The organism is Hydrocarboniphaga daqingensis (assembly GCF_900129825.1).
GTDB classification, from domain to species: domain Bacteria; phylum Pseudomonadota; class Gammaproteobacteria; order Nevskiales; family Nevskiaceae; genus Hydrocarboniphaga; species Hydrocarboniphaga daqingensis.
In genome coordinates this window covers 469,435-484,675 of sequence record NZ_FQWZ01000001.1, presented here as the reverse complement: position 1 = coordinate 484,675, position 15,241 = coordinate 469,435, and the positions used below count along the sequence as shown (strand labels likewise).

Below are 15,241 nucleotides of genomic sequence, written 5' to 3'. Positions count from 1 at the left end.
AGCCGCCCTCCGACGTCCGCATCCGGCGCCAAGCCGGTATGATGGCGCGCCATATGGCGCCCCCTGCCCGAAAATCCCGTCTGGTCATTCCCCGTTCGTTCGTTTACGGGGCTGCTGCCGTCGTTCTGGTGCTCGGCAGCATCGGCCTGATCGTGTTCTCGTTCTACCTGGTGTCGCTCGACAAGGACATCCGCACGCGGTTCGCCGGCGTGCGCTGGGCCTTGCCGGCGCAGGTGTTCGCCGCTCCGCTGGAGCTTTATGCCGGGCTCAACCTCGACGCCGGCGACCTGAAGCACGAGCTGGAGCGCCTCGGCTACCGTGATTCGGGCAGCCTAGAAGGACCGGGCACGTTCAGCCTGAATCGTCAGGGCGCCGACATTTACGTCCGCGCGTTCCACTTCTGGGACGGCCCGCGCGCCGAAAACCGAATCAGCCTCAAGTTCGACGGCGCCGGTGTCGCCAGCGTTTCCGACGCCGACAGCGGCGAGTCGCGCGACATCGTCCGCATGGACCCGATGCTGATCGGCAGCATCTACCCGCAGCAGCAGGGCGAGGACCGCGTACTGGTCAAGCTCGAAGAAGTGCCCGAGCTGCTGCGCGACGGTCTGCTGGCCGTCGAGGATCGCGACTTTTACGACCACTTCGGCATCAGCATCCGCGGCGTATTGCGCGCGATGTTCGTCAACCTGCGTGCCGGCCATGCGGTGCAGGGCGCCAGCACGGTCACCCAGCAGCTGGTACGCAACTTCTTCCTGACGCTCGATAGGACCTGGACGCGCAAGTTCAACGAGATGTTCATGTCGATCCTGCTGGAGCGTCACTACAGCAAGGACGACATTCTCGAGGCCTACATCAACGAGATTTACCTGGGCCAGGACGGCAACCGGGCGATCCATGGCTTCGGACTGGCCAGCTGGTTCTATTTCAACAAGCCGCTGGGCGAGCTGCGCGACCACGAAGTCGCACTGCTGGTCGGCGTGGTCAAAGGCGCGTCGTACTACAACCCGCGTCGCAACCCGGTCCGCGCCAAAGACCGTCGTGATCTGGTGTTGCGCGTGTTCAAGGAACGCGGCCTGATCGACGAGGCCGAGATGCGCGCCGCCATCGAGCGGCCGCTGTCGGTGGCGGGCACCAAGCAGGGCGGGGTCGAGCGTTACCCGGCGTTCGTCGACTTGGTCAAGCGCCAGCTGCGCGGGCAGTACAAAGACTCCGATCTGACCGACGAGGGCCTGCGCATCTTCACGACGCTCGATCCGCGCTCGCAGGAGGCGCTGGAACGCAACATCGCGCAGGGGCTGGCCGAGATCGAGAAATCGCGCAAGCTGCCGGCCGGCACGCTGGAGTCGGCGGGCGTGGTCACCAGCGTCGGCGGGGGTGACGTGCTGGGCATCGTCGGCGGCCGCGACGTGCGCTACTCCGGGTTCAACCGGGCGCTGGATTCACGGCGGTCGATCGGCTCGCTGGCCAAGCCGTTCGTCTACCTGACCGCTCTCGAACAGGGCGACCGCTACAACCTGCATTCGATGATCGACGACGAGCCGATCGAGTTGCGGCTGCCGACCAAGCAGATCTGGTCGCCGATGAACTACGACCGCAAGCTGCACGGCCCGCAGCCGCTGTACATGGCGCTGGCGCAGTCCTACAACCTGCCGACGGTCCGGCTCGGGCTGGAAGTGGGCGAAAAAGCGGTCGCCAACACGCTCAAGCAGGCCGGCTACACCGGCAACCCGGCGCTGGTGCCATCGATGTTTCTGGGCGCCGTCGACGTGGCGCCGGTGGAAGTCGCGCAGATGTACGGCACGATTGCGGCCGGCGGCTTCCAGAGCCCGCTGTCGGCGATCCGCGAAGTGACCACCAAGGAAGGCGAGCCGCTGAACCGCTATCCGATCCGGGTCAAGCAGACGCTGCCCGAAGGTCCGGTCTACCTGGTGACCTGGGCGATGACGCAGGTGATGCGCCTGGGCACCGGCCGCAGCGCTTACGGCATCGTGCCCGACACGATGACGCTGGCGGGCAAGTCGGGTACCACCGACGACCTGCGCGATTCCTGGTTCAGCGGCTTTACCGGCGACCGGGTTGCGGTGGTCTGGGTCGGCCGCGATGACTACAAGCCGATGGGCCTGACCGGGTCCAGCGGGGCGCTGTATATCTGGTCTCGCTTGATCCGAGACCTGAAGGCCAAGCCGCTCGACCTGATTCCGCCGCCTGATGTCGAAGAGCAGTTGGCCGATACCGTCACCGGGCTTAAGGCCGACGAGGGCTGTGACAGTCGCCTGCTGATACCCTACCTGCGCGGCTATGCGCCGCAGTCTTGGGCGCCGTGTGCACGCGCTGCAGAATCCCAGCCCATGCAATGGTTGCGCGAGATCTTCGAATGAGGATTGGCTACAAGGCCTGTTTTCCGGCGCGCTCGGCGCTGCCGGTGGTGCTGGCAGCATCATTGGGGCTGTCCGCTTGCGTGACGCCCACCGCTCAGCGCACTTCGTCCTGGCCCGACAACATCGGGCGCACGATCCCGGCGCCGACGGCGCCCGGCCCGGGGCAGAACCCGACGCCGGGTGCGAGCACGGCCCACACACCGACGCCGCTGTACTCGCCGCCGGTCGCGGTGGCACCGCCGCCCAAGGTGCTGCCGGCGTATCCGAAGTCGGCCGACGAGATCAGCAGTCAGGCGGTCCTGTCGCTGATGAAGCAGGCGCGCAGTGCTCGCGCGGCGGGTCAGTACGACCAGGCCAGCGGTGCATTGGAACGCGCGCAACGCATCGAGCCGCGCAACTACTTCGTCTGGTCGGCGCTGGGCCGCGTGTATCTGGACAAAAAGCTGTACGACAACGCCGAAAGCGTTGCGATGAAGTCCAACAGCCTGGCGCGCGGCAACGTCTACGTCGAGCTCGAAAACTGGAAGGTCATCGCAGCGGCACGCCAGGCGCAGGGGGATGCGATCGGCGCCCTGCAGGCGCAGGTCAAGGTCGACGAGATCCAACGCGACCTCGCGGGCGGCTGAGCCGCTGGCCGTCGTGAATGAGGTCGACGAACTGCTCGGCGACGGCGGCGTCCTCGCCCGGGGCTTGCCGGGCTTCGTGCCGCGCGCCGCGCAGCAGACGATGGCCGAGGCGGTCGCCGGCACGGTCGAGTCCGCCGGCACGCTGATCGTCGAAGCCGGCACCGGCACCGGCAAGACCTACGCGTATCTGGTGCCGGCGCTGATGGCCGGCAAGCGCATCGTCGTCTCCACCGGCACCAAGAATCTGCAGGACCAGCTGTACCGGCGCGACCTGCCGCGCTTGCTGACGGCATTGAAGGTGCCGGCCCGCACCGCCTTGCTCAAGGGCCGCTCCAACTACGTTTGCCTGCATCGCCTCGACCGTGCCCTGCAGACGCCGGGCTGGCGTTATGACGAGCGACTGACGCGCATCCGCGCTTGGTCGCGCGCCACCGACAGCGGCGAGCTGTCCGAGATCGGCGATCTAAACACGGACGATCCGCTGTATGCGCGCGTCAGCTCGACGGCCGACAACTGCCTGGGCGCCAAATGCCCGGACTTCGGCGAATGCCACGTGGTCAAGGCGCGCCGCGCCGCGCTGGCGGCGGATCTGGTCGTGGTCAACCATCACCTGCTGTTCGCCGACTTTCTGCTGAAGGAAGAAGGGTTCGGCGAAATCCTGCCGGGCTCCGACGCGGTCGTCGTCGACGAAGCCCACCAGCTGCCGGAACTGGCGACGCAGTTCTTTGGCGTGCGCGTGTCGACGCGCCAGTTCCGCGACATCGCCAGCGACGCCCAAGCCGAAGCCGAGGAATGGGGCGACTTGCCCGACTTGGTGGCGGCAGCCGAATCGATGACCGCCGCCGTGCTGCCGGTCGAGGCCGTGGTGGCGTCGATCAACGGCCGCTTGCGCTTCGAAGACCTGTTGCAGCGGCCGATGGTCGGTTCCATTCTGCAAACGCTCGACGAGCAGTTGTTCGCGCTGCGTCAGGCGCTGAAAGCCTACGAGGACCGCTCGCCGGTGCTGGCGTCGGTGTTCGAGCGCGCAGCCCAGTTGTACGACCGCTGGACCCAGCTGACGGCGCCGACGGCCGACACCGGACTGGTGCGCTGGGTCGAGACGCGCGGCCGCGGCGGCAGCTTTCACCAGACGCCGATCGAAGTCGCCGACAGCTTCGCGCGCCTGCGACAGACCCATGCTGGCGCCTGGGTGTTCACGTCGGCGACCTTGTCGGCCAACGGCGACTTCGGTCACTTCCAGCGCCAGCTCGGCTTGGCCGACGCGCAGACGCTGGCGCTGGACAGCCCATTCGATTACGCCGAGCAGGCGCGCCTGCATTTGCCGGCCGGTCTGCCCGAACCCAACGACCCGTACTACACGGCCGCTTTCATTGACGCGATCGTGCCGCTGATCGAAGCGTCTCGTGGCGGCGCGTTCGTGCTGTGTACCAGCCATCGCGCGCTCAAGCTGGTTGCGCAGACGCTCAAACAGCGTCTGACGCAAGCCTTGTACGTGCAGGGCGACGACGATCGCGCTCGGCTGCTGGAGCGCTTCACCAGCGATGGCAACGGCGTGCTGGTCGGCACCAGCAGCTTTTGGGAAGGCGTCGATGTGCGCGGCCGGGCGTTGCGGCTGGTACTGATCGATCGGCTGCCGTTCGCAGCGCCGGGCGACCCGGTGTTCGAAGCGCGCTTGAACGCGATCCGCCAGCGCGGCGGCAATGCGTTCTTCGACTACCAGTTGCCCGAGGCAGTGATGATGCTGCGCCAGGGCGCCGGCCGGCTGATCCGCGACGTCGGCGATCGCGGCTTGCTGGTGATCGGCGACCCGCGACTGCGGACCAAGCCGTACGGCCGCAAAGTGCTGGATGCGTTGCCGCCGATGCCGCGCGTCGACCGCGACGCGGCGCTGGCCTGGGCCGCCGACCTTTGAACCTGCTGCTGCCGAGATCCCGATGACGCTGCGTCTGCTTGCGATCGACACTGCCACCGAAGCCTGTTCCGCCGCGCTGTGGATCGACGGCGCCATCGTCGAGCGCCACGAGGTTGTCGGGCGCACGCACACTGAACGCCTGCTGCCGTTGGTGCACGCGCTGCTCGCCGATGCGGGGCTGCGGCCGGCGCAACTCGACGGCCTGATCGCCAGCATTGGCCCCGGTAGCTTCGCGGGCGTGCGCATCGGCGTCGGCCTGGTCAAGGGCATGGCGCTGGGGCTGGACCGTCCGGTGGTCGGCATCACGTCGCTGGCCATGCTCGCCCAAGCCGCGCTGGATCAGGGCGCCGAGCGGGTGCTGCCCTGCATCGATGCCCGGATGAGCGAGATCTACTGGGGCGCTTACGGCCGGGATGCGGCCGGATTGGCGTCGCCGTTGTGCGCCGATCAAGTCGTGCCGCCCGGCGCGGTCGATTTTTCGGCGCTGCCGGGCGGGGACTGGTCGGCGGTCGGCACCGGCTGGGGCACCTATGCCGACGTGCTGACGCCACGGCTGCCGCATCGGCTGCTGAGCGTCGACGGCGCGGCGCTGCCGCGGGCGCGCCACGCGCTGACGCTGGCGCTGCCGGTGTTTGCGCGAGGCGAGGCCGGGTCGGCCGATGACCTGGCCCCTGCATACCTGCGTGATCGGGTCGCGTTGACCTTGGTCGAGCAGCAAGCGGCGCGTGCGGCACGATCCAGCGGCTGAGCGACTCGGCAAAACCAGCGGCGATCAGCGATAATGCGGCTGGTCCGCGCCGGCCCTCCGCGACGGAAAGCCGTGAACCCCGCCAGGCCCGGAAGGGAGCAACGGTAGCGGTGATGCCGGGTGCCGGAGTCAGCTGGCGCGGACCTTCTCATTATTTTTCAAGGCGTTGTACCAGCCTTGAATCAATCGACCCTGCTTCTTCCAGCGTGCAATGCGCTGGTACAGATGGTTTGGTTGTTGCGTTGGCTTTGCAACGGAATCAATTTGCGCATCTTTTGTAACACCACCCCGATTTGCATGCTGGGACTGCGGCCCCATCATCGCGGTACGGCGGGTGTGAACGAGGCAGTCTGATGATGGAACCCTTCGAGCAAGGCCTGCTGGTCGGCTGGCTCCGCAATTTCTCGGTCAAGGTCGACCGCTACCGCTGGGCGCAAGACGGATTCACGCGCTTCGTCATCGACGAAGCCGAGCCGCTCGGGGTCGACCTGGGCGATGAAAGCCGCACGATCACGGGCGACATCATCGCCGAGGCGCTGCGCATCCGCGACGAGCAACTGGCCGGCGCCGAACCCAGCGTGCTCGAACAGAACCTGCTGGCCGTCGGCGAACTGCTGCGGCTGTCCGAGCAAGAGCAGCTGTTGATGGGCGCGTTGGTCCGCGCCAAGGTGCTACCGCTGGTCGAAGAACTGTTCGAGATGCTCGAACTCGACGAGATCCGCGCCGGTGACAGCACGACGATGGGCGTGCTGGCGACGCTGCTGGGCCTGACCCGCGGCGAGCTGCTCGACGCGATGTCGCCGCGCGGCCGGCTGCTGGCCAGCGGCCTGTTCACGATCGACTACCGCTCCGACTGCCAGCCGCTGCCGGCACTGACGCGCTTCCTGCAGGCTCAGGCCGAGCCGCTGAGCGACGTGCGCGCCGCGCTGCTCGGCGATCCGCTGCTGAAGTCGCTGGAATGGGAGGACTACGATCACCTGCGCGCCGACCGCGATCTGGCGGCGACGCTGCTGCAGCAGGCCGCCAGCCGCCAGGAGCGCGGCATCCACGTGCTGCTGTACGGCCCGCCGGGCACCGGCAAGACCGAATTCTGCAAAACCCTGGCTGCGCAGCTGGGCCTGAAGCTGTACGGCGTCGGCCAGGCCGACGAACGCGGCCAGGAGCCGTCGCGCGACGAGCGCGTCGGCAGCTTCCGGCTCAGCCAGAAACTGCTCGAAAACCAGAACGACGCGCTGCTGCTGTTCGACGAAGCCGAAGACCTGTTGCGCGCCGACGGCTACGACGAGTATCTGGCCGAGCGCCCCGGCGGCTACGGATCGCGCGTGTTCATGCACAAGATGTTCGAGGAGTCGCGCGTGCCAACGCTGTGGACGGTCAACGACCCGTCCGCGCTCGGCCCGTCGGTGCTGCGGCGGATGACCTTCGCCATCGAGATGAAAGTGCCGCCGGCCAAGGTCCGCGAGCGCGTCTGGCAACGGCTGCTCGATCGCGAGCAGGTGTCGATCCCGGCCGAAGACGTGCGGCGTCTGGCCGAAGACTTCGACGCGGCACCGGCGATCGCGGCCGGCGCGGTCCGGTCGGCGCGGCTGACCTCGGGCGGGTCGCAGGAAATCCGCCGTGCGGTTACGTCGATCGCCAAGGTGATGCGCGGCGCCGAATCGCCGCCGCGTCCGGTCAACAGCGTGTTGTACGACCCGCGTCTGATCAATGCCGACCTCGATCTTGCCAAGCTCGCGACGCGCCTCAGCGGCTTGGATACGCGTGCCTTTTCGCTGTGCCTGTATGGCCCGCCGGGCACCGGCAAGAGCGCCTACGTGCGCTGGCTGGCGCGCGAGATGGGCCTTGAAGTGATCCAGAAGCGCGCCTCCGACCTGCTGTCGAAGTGGGTTGGTGAAAACGAGCGCAACATTGCCGCCGCGTTTGCCGAAGCACGCGACACCGGCGCGTTTCTGGTGTTCGACGAAGCGGACTCGCTGCTTGGCGATCGCAAGTCGGCCAGCCAGGGCTGGGAGATCAGCCAGGTCAATGAAATGCTGACCTGGATGGAAAGCCATGAGTATCCGTTTGCCTGCATCACCAACCTGATGAGCCATCTCGACGAGGCGGCGCTGCGTCGCTTCTCGTTCAAGGTGAAGTTCGACTTCTTGAAGCCCGACCAGCGCGAACTGGCGTTTCAGCATTACTTCGGCGTGGCACCGCCGGCCGGCGTGCGCGAGATCGACTCGCTGACGCCGGGCGACTACGCGGTGGTGCGCAATCGCGCGCGGCTGCTGGGCGAACTCGAAAACGCAGCCGAACTGAAGAAAATGCTGGAAGCCGAAGTTGCCGTGAAGCCGCACGCGCGCAAGCCGATGGGCTTCAATACGCGGCTGAATTAACCCACTCGATCGAGCACGGTCGGCCGGCTGCCCGGCCGCCGCAGGCTCGCTACACCGGACAAGGACCGTCGATGCGCAACGTATTGCTGCTGTGCTGGGGTTTGATGGCGGGCTTGGCTGTCGCGGCGCCGTCGGCGCTGGCTGCTGACACACCGATGCAGTTGATGGGTCGCTGGGTCGAGCGCGGCATCAGCGGCTCGATCCGCTGGGACTTAGGCCCGGACTCGATCGCGGTCACGCCGATCGATGCGCAAGGCCGGCCGATGGCCGAACCGCAGCGGCTCGACGTGCTCTATCAACGCTCCGGCGACGGTTGGGCCGTCGTCGTGCGCGCACCCGATGGCCGCGCAATGGGCGAAGGCCGCGCCGAAGTGCGTGACGGCCGCATGATGCTGCTGTTGCCCGGCATCGGCTCGCACGAGCTGCAGCGCCAGTAGTCCACGCCGCCACGGGCGACGGCTGCCTTTCGGCTGCCGGGCGATTCCGCGACAATGCACGCCCGCTTCCGCCGCGATATTCCATGAGCTATCTCGCCCTCGCCCGCAAATGGCGCCCGCGTCGCTTCGACGACGTGATGGGCCAGAACCATGTCGTCAAAGCGCTCAGTCATGCGCTCGACGGCGACAAGCTGCATCCGGCGATTCTGCTGACCGGCACGCGCGGCGTCGGCAAGACGACGCTGGCGCGCATCATCGCCAAGGGCTTGAACTGCGAAACCGGCGTGTCGGCACAGCCTTGCGGCTTGTGCACCGCCTGCAAGGAAGTCGACAGTGGCCGCTTCGTCGACCTGCTGGAAATCGACGCCGCCAGCAACACCGGCGTCGACAACGTGCGCGAGTTGATCGACAACAGCGCCTATGCGCCGGCGCGCGGGCGCTACAAGGTTTATCTGATCGACGAAGTGCACATGCTGTCCAAGAGCGCATTCAATGCGCTGCTGAAGACGCTCGAAGAGCCGCCGTCGCACGTCAAGTTCATCCTCGCGACCACCGATCCGCAGAAGCTGCCGATCACCGTGCTGTCGCGTTGTCTGCAGTTCAATCTGAAGCGGCTGCCGATCTCGATCATTCGCGATCAGCTGGCGCTGGTGCTCGGCAACGAGAGCATCGAGTTTGAGCCGGGCGCCGTGCTCGAATTGGCACGTGCCGCTGACGGCTCGATGCGAGATGGCTTGTCGCTGCTGGACCAAGCGATCGCGTTCGCTGGAGGCGACACGCTGCGGCGCGAGCCGATCGCCGAAATGCTCGGCACGGGTTCGCGCCAGTTGCTGATCGAATTGCTGCGCGCACTGGCGGCCGCCGACGCCGCCTCGCTGCTCGACGCATTCCGCAAAATCGAAACCCAGGCGCCGGATTACGCTTCGATGCTCAACGACCTTGCGGCGCAGCTGCAGCGGATCGCGGTGTTGCAGATGCTGCCGGGTGCGCGCGACGACGATGACGACGAAGACCTCGTCGCACTGGTGCCCACCGTCAGCGTCGAAGACGTGCAGCTTTGGTATCAGATCGCCGTCGGCGGCCGCCGCGACTTGCCATGGTCGCCCGATCCGCGCCTTGGTTTCGAGATGACGCTGCTGCGGATGCTCGCGTTCCGGCCGGCCGACGGCGGCAGCGAATCACCACCGCCGCGTGCGACGACCAGCGCCAGTGGTTCCACTGGCCGCGGCAGCCCGATTGGCGCTGCGAGTGCGGCGCCGATCACGCCAACCACAGCGTCCGCCGCGAGTCCGGCTGCGCCGTCGATCGCCGTCACGCCAGCGCCGCCGCGCGCCGCCGTCGATCCGCAGCTCAAGCATCTGCCGTGGCCGCAGTTGATGGATCAACTCGGCCTCGAAGGTGCCAGCAAGCAGCTGGCACGTCAGTGCACCTGGAAGCAGCGCGCCGGTAACACGATCCATTTGGGCCTGGCGATGGACGCGGCGTTTTTGAATCACGACAGCCGCCGCGCGGCGCTGGAAGCGGCCCTGAGCCGCGTCTTCGGCGAGCCGCTGCAGGTGCAGATCGAGTTGACCGCCGAAGCGACGCAGACGCCGGCGCAGCTCGATGCACAAGCCGCGCGCGACCGCATCCGCGGCGCGATCGACGCGATCGAAACCGACCCGGTCGTGCGTGCGTTCAAAGAACAGTTCGGCGCCACCGTGCGGCCCAATTCCATCCAATCTCTCGATTCCTAGGAGTCAGCAATGAAAGGTCCCCTCGGACAACTGATGCGCCAGGCGCAGCAGGTGCAGGACAACCTCAAGCGTGCGCAGGACGAAGTCGCCAAGCTCGAAGTCACCGGCGAATCCGGCGCCGGCATGGTCAAGGTCACACTCGACGGCAAGCACCAGGCGCGTCGTGTCGAAATCGCACCGGCCGCGATGCAGGAAGACAAAGAGTTCCTCGAAGACCTGATCGCCGCGGCGATCAACGATGCCTCGCAGAAGCTCGACGTGCTCAGCAAGGAAAAGATGGCCGCGGCGACCGGCGGCATGCAGTTGCCACCCGGTCTGAACCTCGGCCTGTAAGCCGGGTACGCGCCATGACGCCGACGGCGAAGTGGCCTTATTTCCCGGTATTTCTGCGCCTGACCGGCCGTCGCGTGCTGGTCGTCGGCGGCGGTGAAGTCGCCGCGCGCAAGCTGCGCCTGCTGGGCAAGACTGAAGCGCAGCTCGACGTCGTCGCGCGCGACCTCAACGACGAGCTGACGCAGGCCGCGCAAGCGGGCTTGATCCGCCATCTCGCCACGGCGTTCGAACCCGCCCAGCTCGATGGCTGCACGCTGTGCATCGCTGCCACCGACGACGCCGCACTGAACCGGCAGGTCGCCGCTGCGGCCGATGCGCGCGGCATCGCGGTCAACGTCGTCGACGATCCGGCGCCGAGCAGCTTCGTCACGCCGTCGATCGTCGATCGTTTCCCGCTGATCGTCGCCATCGCCACCGGCGGCCAAGCGCCGGTACTCGGTCGCCGCTTGCGTGAGCGGATCGAAACGCTGCTGCCAGCGGCTTACGGCCGGCTGGCGGCGTTCATGGGCAGCCGCCGCGAGCAGGTGCAGCAGCGGCTGCCGCAAGCGGCGCGGCGCGGCTTGTGGGAAGGCTTTCTCGACGGCCCTGGCGCCGAGGCGATCTTCAGCGGCAACGAAGCGGCTGCTGATGCGCAGTTGCAAGCACTGCTCGACGGCGACCCGCGTCGCGGCGAGGTCTATCTGGTCGGCGCCGGTCCCGGTGATCCCGATCTGCTGACGTTTCGCGCGCTGCGGCTGATGCAGCAGTGCGACGTGGTGCTGTACGACGCACTGCTGCCCGACGCGATTCTCGATCTGGTGCGGCGCGACGCCGAGCGCATCTATGTCGGCAAGCGCCGCGCGCGGCACACGCTGGCGCAAGAGCAGATCAACGCCGAACTGGTACGTCTGGCGCGCGAAGGCAAGCGCGTCCTCAGGCTCAAAGGCGGCGATCCATTCGTGTTCGGCCGCGGCGGCGAGGAGATTCAAGAGCTGGCGGCAGCCGGCATTCCATTTCAGGTCGTGCCCGGCATCAGCGCTGCCAACGGCTGCGCCGCGTATGCCGGCATTCCGTTGACGCACCGCGACCATGCTCAGGCCTGCATCTTCGTCACCGGGCATCAGCGCGCCGACGGCACGCTGGCCTTGCACTGGGATGCGCTGGCGCGGCCCGGCCAGACCGTGGTGATCTACATGGGCTTGGCCACGCTGCCGCACTTGTGCGCGCAGTTGATCGAGCATGGCTTGTCGCCGGACTGGCCGGCAGCGGTGATCGAGCAGGGCACCTCGCCGCAGCAGCGCGTCATCGTCGGCACGCTGGCGAGCTTGCCGTCAGCGGTGGTCGATGCCGCGGTCGGCGGCCCTAGCCTGGTGATCGTCGGCAGCGTGGTGACGCTGCGCGACCAGTTGCGCTGGCGCGGCTGAGCGGCGCAGCGGCGCGCCGGCTCAGGCCTTGCGCGCCGACTCGTTGATGTCCAGGTCGCGTGCGCGCAGCCGCTTCTGTACCGAGCGCAGGATGCCGGCGACATCCAGGCCGCACTGCGTCAGCAACTCCTCGCGCGTGCCGTGCTCGATGAACGCATCGGGCAGGCCCAGGTTCAGCACCTGCACCTTGTGGTGCTGCGCGACCAGCACTTCATTGACCGCACTGCCGGCGCCGCCCATCCGGGCGTTGTCTTCCAGCGTGACCAGCAGATCGTTTTCGTTGGCCAGTTCCAGCACCAGTTCGGCGTCGATCGGCTTGACGAAGCGCATATCGGCGACCACGGCGTCGAGGATGTCGGCGGCGCTCAGCGCTGGCTGCACCATGCAGCCGAACGCCAGCAGCGCCACGCGCGGACGGCGCCGGCCGCGCGCATCGCGGACGATGCGGCCGCGACCGATCGGCAGCGGCTTGTATTCGGGCTCAATCGCGAGCCCCAGGCCGTTGCCGCGCGGGTAGCGCACCGCGCTCGGGCCGTTTAACGCCATGCCAGTGGCGAACATCCGGCGGCATTCGTTTTCGTCGCTCGGCGCCATCACCACCAGGTTCGGGATGCAGCGCAGATAGCTGAGGTCGAACGCGCCGTGGTGCGTGGCGCCGTCGGCGCCGACCAGGCCGCCGCGATCGATCGCAAACAGCACCGGCAGATTCTGGATCGCCACGTCGTGGATCAGCTGGTCGTAGCCGCGCTGCAGGAACGTCGAGTAGATCGCGCAGACCGGCTTGAGACCTTCGCAGGCCAAGCCGGCGGCGAAGGTCACCGCATGCTGTTCGGCGATGCCGACGTCGTAGTAACGCTGCGGGAAGCGCCGCGCATAATCGACCAGACCTGAGCCTTCACGCATCGCCGGCGTGATCGCCACGACGCGCGGATCGCGCTCGGCGGCCTCGCACAGCCAGTCGCCGAACACTTGGGTGTAGGTCGGTGCGCCGGCCGCTTTCTTGGCCGGGAACGCGCCAGTGACCGGGTCGAACTGGGTCACGCCGTGATACTTGATCGGGTCGGCCTCGGCCGGCTCGAAGCCCTTGCCCTTGGTCGTGATCACGTGCAGCAGCTGCGGGCCGCGCGCGTCCTTGATCGCGTCGAGGATCTGCGTCAGCGCGTCGAGGTCGTGGCCGTCGACCGGTCCGTGATACGTGAAGCCGAACGTGCGGAACAGCGCGCCCGGGTTGTCCAGGTGTGTTTCGACCGCCTCTTCGCCGTCCTGTGGCAGCCGCACCAAGTGCGGCGCGACCAGACCGAGCTTCTGAACCAGCCGTGCCGAATGATCACGCAGGCCGCCGACGTTCTCGCTGATCGACATGTCGTTGTCGTTATAAACCACCAGCATGTCGAGCCCGGCGTGGCCGGCATGGTTCAGCGCTTCGAAGGCCATGCCGCCGGTCATGCCACCGTCGCCGATCACCGCGACCGCGCGGCGCTTGCGCTGCTGCACGCGAAACGCGGCGGCCATGCCGGCCGCGGCCGAGATCGAGGTGCTGCTGTGACCGACGCCGAAGGCGTCGTATTCGCTTTCGGCGCGGTGGTTGAACGGCGCCAGCCCACCCAGCTTGCGGATCGTTTCGAGCCCGGCGCGGCGGCCCGTGATGATTTTGTGCGGATACGCTTGATGGCCGACGTCCCAGACGATGCGGTCGTCCGGCGTGTTCAGGCAGCGGTGCAGTGCCAGCGTCAGCTCGACGGTGCCGAGGTTGGCGGCAAAGTGCCCGCCGATGCGGCCGAGGGTTTCGATCAGGAAACGACGCAGTTCCACCGCCAGATGCGGCAGGTCTTCGCTGCGCAGGTTCCGCAGGTCGGACGGTGTGTTCACACCGCCGAGCAAGGAGTAGCCCGGAATGTCGGTCATGGGGATGGCTTCAAAAATTGTTCATGATTATCGGCCAACTGGACAGGGCGGTCATGTTGCGCGCGCCCGTTGTCGCTGGCGGGCTCGTCAATGCCGACGGCCCTGAATGTGGTCGGCCAGCCACAGCAGCGGCGGGGCGCGGTCGCCGAACGGCGCCAGCACCGCGCGCGCCTCGTCGAACAGTTCGATCGCCCGTTGTTTGGCGGCCTGCAAGCCCATCACGGCCGGGTAGGTCGACTTTTGCGCGACCAGATCCTTGCCGGCGGTCTTGCCCAGCTCGCCAGCGGCGCCTTCGATATCGAGTACGTCGTCCTGGATCTGGTAGGCCAGACCGATCAGCTTGCCGTAGCGGTCCAGCGCGTACTGCTGATCCGGCGTCAGCTCGGGGCTGGCGTCGCAGGCCATCAGCAGGCAGGCGCGGATCAGCGCACCGGTCTTGTGGATATGCAGTGATTCGAGCTCCGGCAGGCTCAGCGTCTGGCCTTCGGACGCCAGATCGACCGCCTGGCCGCCGACCATGCCGCGAGAGCCTGAGGCGTCGGCCAGCCGCTGGATCATCTTCAGCCGCGCGCCTTCGGGCAGTGCCTCGGCGTGGGCCAGTACGCCGAACGCCAGCGCCTGCAGCGCATCGCCGACCAGAATCGCCGTCGCTTCGTCGTACTGCCGGTGGCAGGTCGGCCGGCCGCGGCGCAGGTCGTCATCGTCCATTGCCGGCAAGTCGTCATGCACCAGCGAATAGGCGTGGATCAGTTCGATCGCGCAGGCCGGCGCGTCTAGCGCGTCGGCCGGCAAGCCCAGCACTTCGCCGGCGCCATAGATCAGCAGCGCGCGCAGCCGTTTGCCGCCATCGCAGCTGTAGCGCATCGCCTCGTGCAGCCGGGCGGGGTAGGCGTCGGCGGGCGGCAGGCAGCGGTCGAGTGCCGCCTGCAGCCGGCGGCGGTAGAACTCCAGGCGATGCGAAAAGTCGATGCTCACGCGGCGGCGTTCAGCGGCCGGCGTCGTCGGCAGCCGCGTCGGCCGCCAGCAGGTTTTTGACCTTCAGCTCGGCCGTGTCCAGCGAGCTGCGGCACTGACGGGTCAGGCCGACGCCGCGCTCGAACAGCGCCAGCGACTCTTCCAGCTTCAGGTCACCGCGTTCCATTTTTTCGACAATGCTTTCGAGCTCGCCGAGCGCATCTTCGAAGCGCGCCACGTCGTCGCCCGGCGGCGCGGCCTGCACGGCATCGGCAGTGCTCGCGTCGCTGGCGAAGAGCCCTGATTTGTCAGTGGTTTTTGGCATTTCGGAGCGGCATTCAGCAGCAAACGGAGCCGCAGTCTATCGCGGTTGCGGCGCTGCGGTTCATCCGCTACCTTCGCGCCGCTCTCCGCGCCGGGTCCGATCGCGA

At 67.4% G+C, this 15,241-nt stretch carries 13 protein-coding genes and 1 other RNA gene; 10 read left to right on the top strand and 4 right to left on the bottom strand.

From position 1 onward, the window contains the following. Positions 1-53 precede the first annotated feature (53 nt). The 5 genes from mrcB (at position 54) to ffs (ending at position 5,807) form a co-directional block, all read left to right on the top strand. Positions 54-2,378: a penicillin-binding protein 1B gene (mrcB, locus tag BUB09_RS02185; protein WP_084083130.1), complete on the top strand. Its 2,325-nt coding sequence runs from the start codon at positions 54-56 to the stop codon at positions 2,376-2,378. After that, positions 2,375-3,004, top strand: coding sequence for a tetratricopeptide repeat protein (locus BUB09_RS02180; protein ID WP_072893452.1), 630 nt, complete (start codon positions 2,375-2,377; stop codon positions 3,002-3,004). Before mrcB ends, BUB09_RS02180 begins: the two co-directional genes overlap by 4 nt. Before the next feature lie 13 nt (positions 3,005-3,017). Continuing rightward, positions 3,018-4,916: a DNA repair helicase YoaA gene (yoaA, locus tag BUB09_RS02175; protein WP_072893450.1), complete on the top strand. Its 1,899-nt coding sequence runs from the start codon at positions 3,018-3,020 to the stop codon at positions 4,914-4,916. A 22-nt stretch (positions 4,917-4,938) separates the two neighbouring features. Then, the gene (gene tsaB / locus BUB09_RS02170; RefSeq protein ID WP_072893447.1) at positions 4,939-5,664 is read left to right on the top strand and encodes a tRNA (adenosine(37)-N6)-threonylcarbamoyltransferase complex dimerization subunit type 1 TsaB; all 726 of its coding nucleotides are present in this window, start codon (positions 4,939-4,941) and stop codon (positions 5,662-5,664) included. A 46-nt stretch (positions 5,665-5,710) separates the two neighbouring features. Then, positions 5,711-5,807, top strand: an RNA gene (gene ffs / locus BUB09_RS02165) — signal recognition particle sRNA small type. Here the strand turns inward: ffs and BUB09_RS17290 are convergent. After that, complete coding sequence (locus BUB09_RS17290; protein ID WP_139250070.1) at positions 5,794-5,985, bottom strand: hypothetical protein; 192 nt, start codon at positions 5,983-5,985, stop codon at positions 5,794-5,796. The genes ffs and BUB09_RS17290 overlap by 14 nt on opposite strands. A gap of 32 nt (positions 5,986-6,017) precedes the next feature. On the opposite strand from BUB09_RS17290, the gene BUB09_RS02160 reads away from it, so the two are divergent. From BUB09_RS02160 to cysG, 5 genes are all read left to right on the top strand, one after another. Beyond that, a complete protein-coding gene (locus tag BUB09_RS02160; RefSeq protein WP_084083091.1) occupies positions 6,018-8,042 on the top strand; it encodes an AAA family ATPase in 2,025 nt (674 codons plus the stop codon). A gap of 71 nt (positions 8,043-8,113) precedes the next feature. Beyond that, positions 8,114-8,479: a hypothetical protein gene (locus BUB09_RS02155; protein WP_072893424.1), complete on the top strand. Its 366-nt coding sequence runs from the start codon at positions 8,114-8,116 to the stop codon at positions 8,477-8,479. Between the two features lie 83 nt (positions 8,480-8,562). After that, positions 8,563-10,215, top strand: a complete 1,653-nt coding sequence (gene dnaX, locus BUB09_RS02150; RefSeq protein ID WP_072893421.1) for a DNA polymerase III subunit gamma/tau — start codon at positions 8,563-8,565, stop codon at positions 10,213-10,215. 9 nt (positions 10,216-10,224) lie between these two features. Beyond that, on the top strand, positions 10,225-10,548 hold the full coding sequence (locus BUB09_RS02145) for a YbaB/EbfC family nucleoid-associated protein (protein WP_072893418.1): 324 nt from the start codon (positions 10,225-10,227) through the stop codon (positions 10,546-10,548). 14 nt (positions 10,549-10,562) lie between these two features. Continuing rightward, positions 10,563-11,951: a siroheme synthase CysG gene (gene cysG / locus BUB09_RS02140; protein ID WP_072893416.1), complete on the top strand. Its 1,389-nt coding sequence runs from the start codon at positions 10,563-10,565 to the stop codon at positions 11,949-11,951. Positions 11,952-11,972: 21 nt separating this feature from the next. On the opposite strand, the gene dxs is transcribed toward cysG, so the two are convergent. The 3 genes from dxs to BUB09_RS02125 form a co-directional block, all read right to left on the bottom strand. Next, complete coding sequence (gene dxs / locus BUB09_RS02135) at positions 11,973-13,856, bottom strand: 1-deoxy-D-xylulose-5-phosphate synthase (protein WP_072893414.1); 1,884 nt, start codon at positions 13,854-13,856, stop codon at positions 11,973-11,975. 87 nt (positions 13,857-13,943) lie between these two features. Beyond that, the gene (locus BUB09_RS02130; RefSeq protein WP_072893411.1) at positions 13,944-14,831 is read right to left on the bottom strand and encodes a polyprenyl synthetase family protein; all 888 of its coding nucleotides are present in this window, start codon (positions 14,829-14,831) and stop codon (positions 13,944-13,946) included. A 10-nt stretch (positions 14,832-14,841) separates the two neighbouring features. Next, positions 14,842-15,135 carry an exodeoxyribonuclease VII small subunit gene (locus tag BUB09_RS02125; protein ID WP_072893408.1) on the bottom strand — a complete coding sequence of 98 codons (294 nt, stop codon included), beginning with the start codon at positions 15,133-15,135 and terminating at the stop codon, positions 14,842-14,844. Positions 15,136-15,241: the final 106 nt, after the last annotated feature.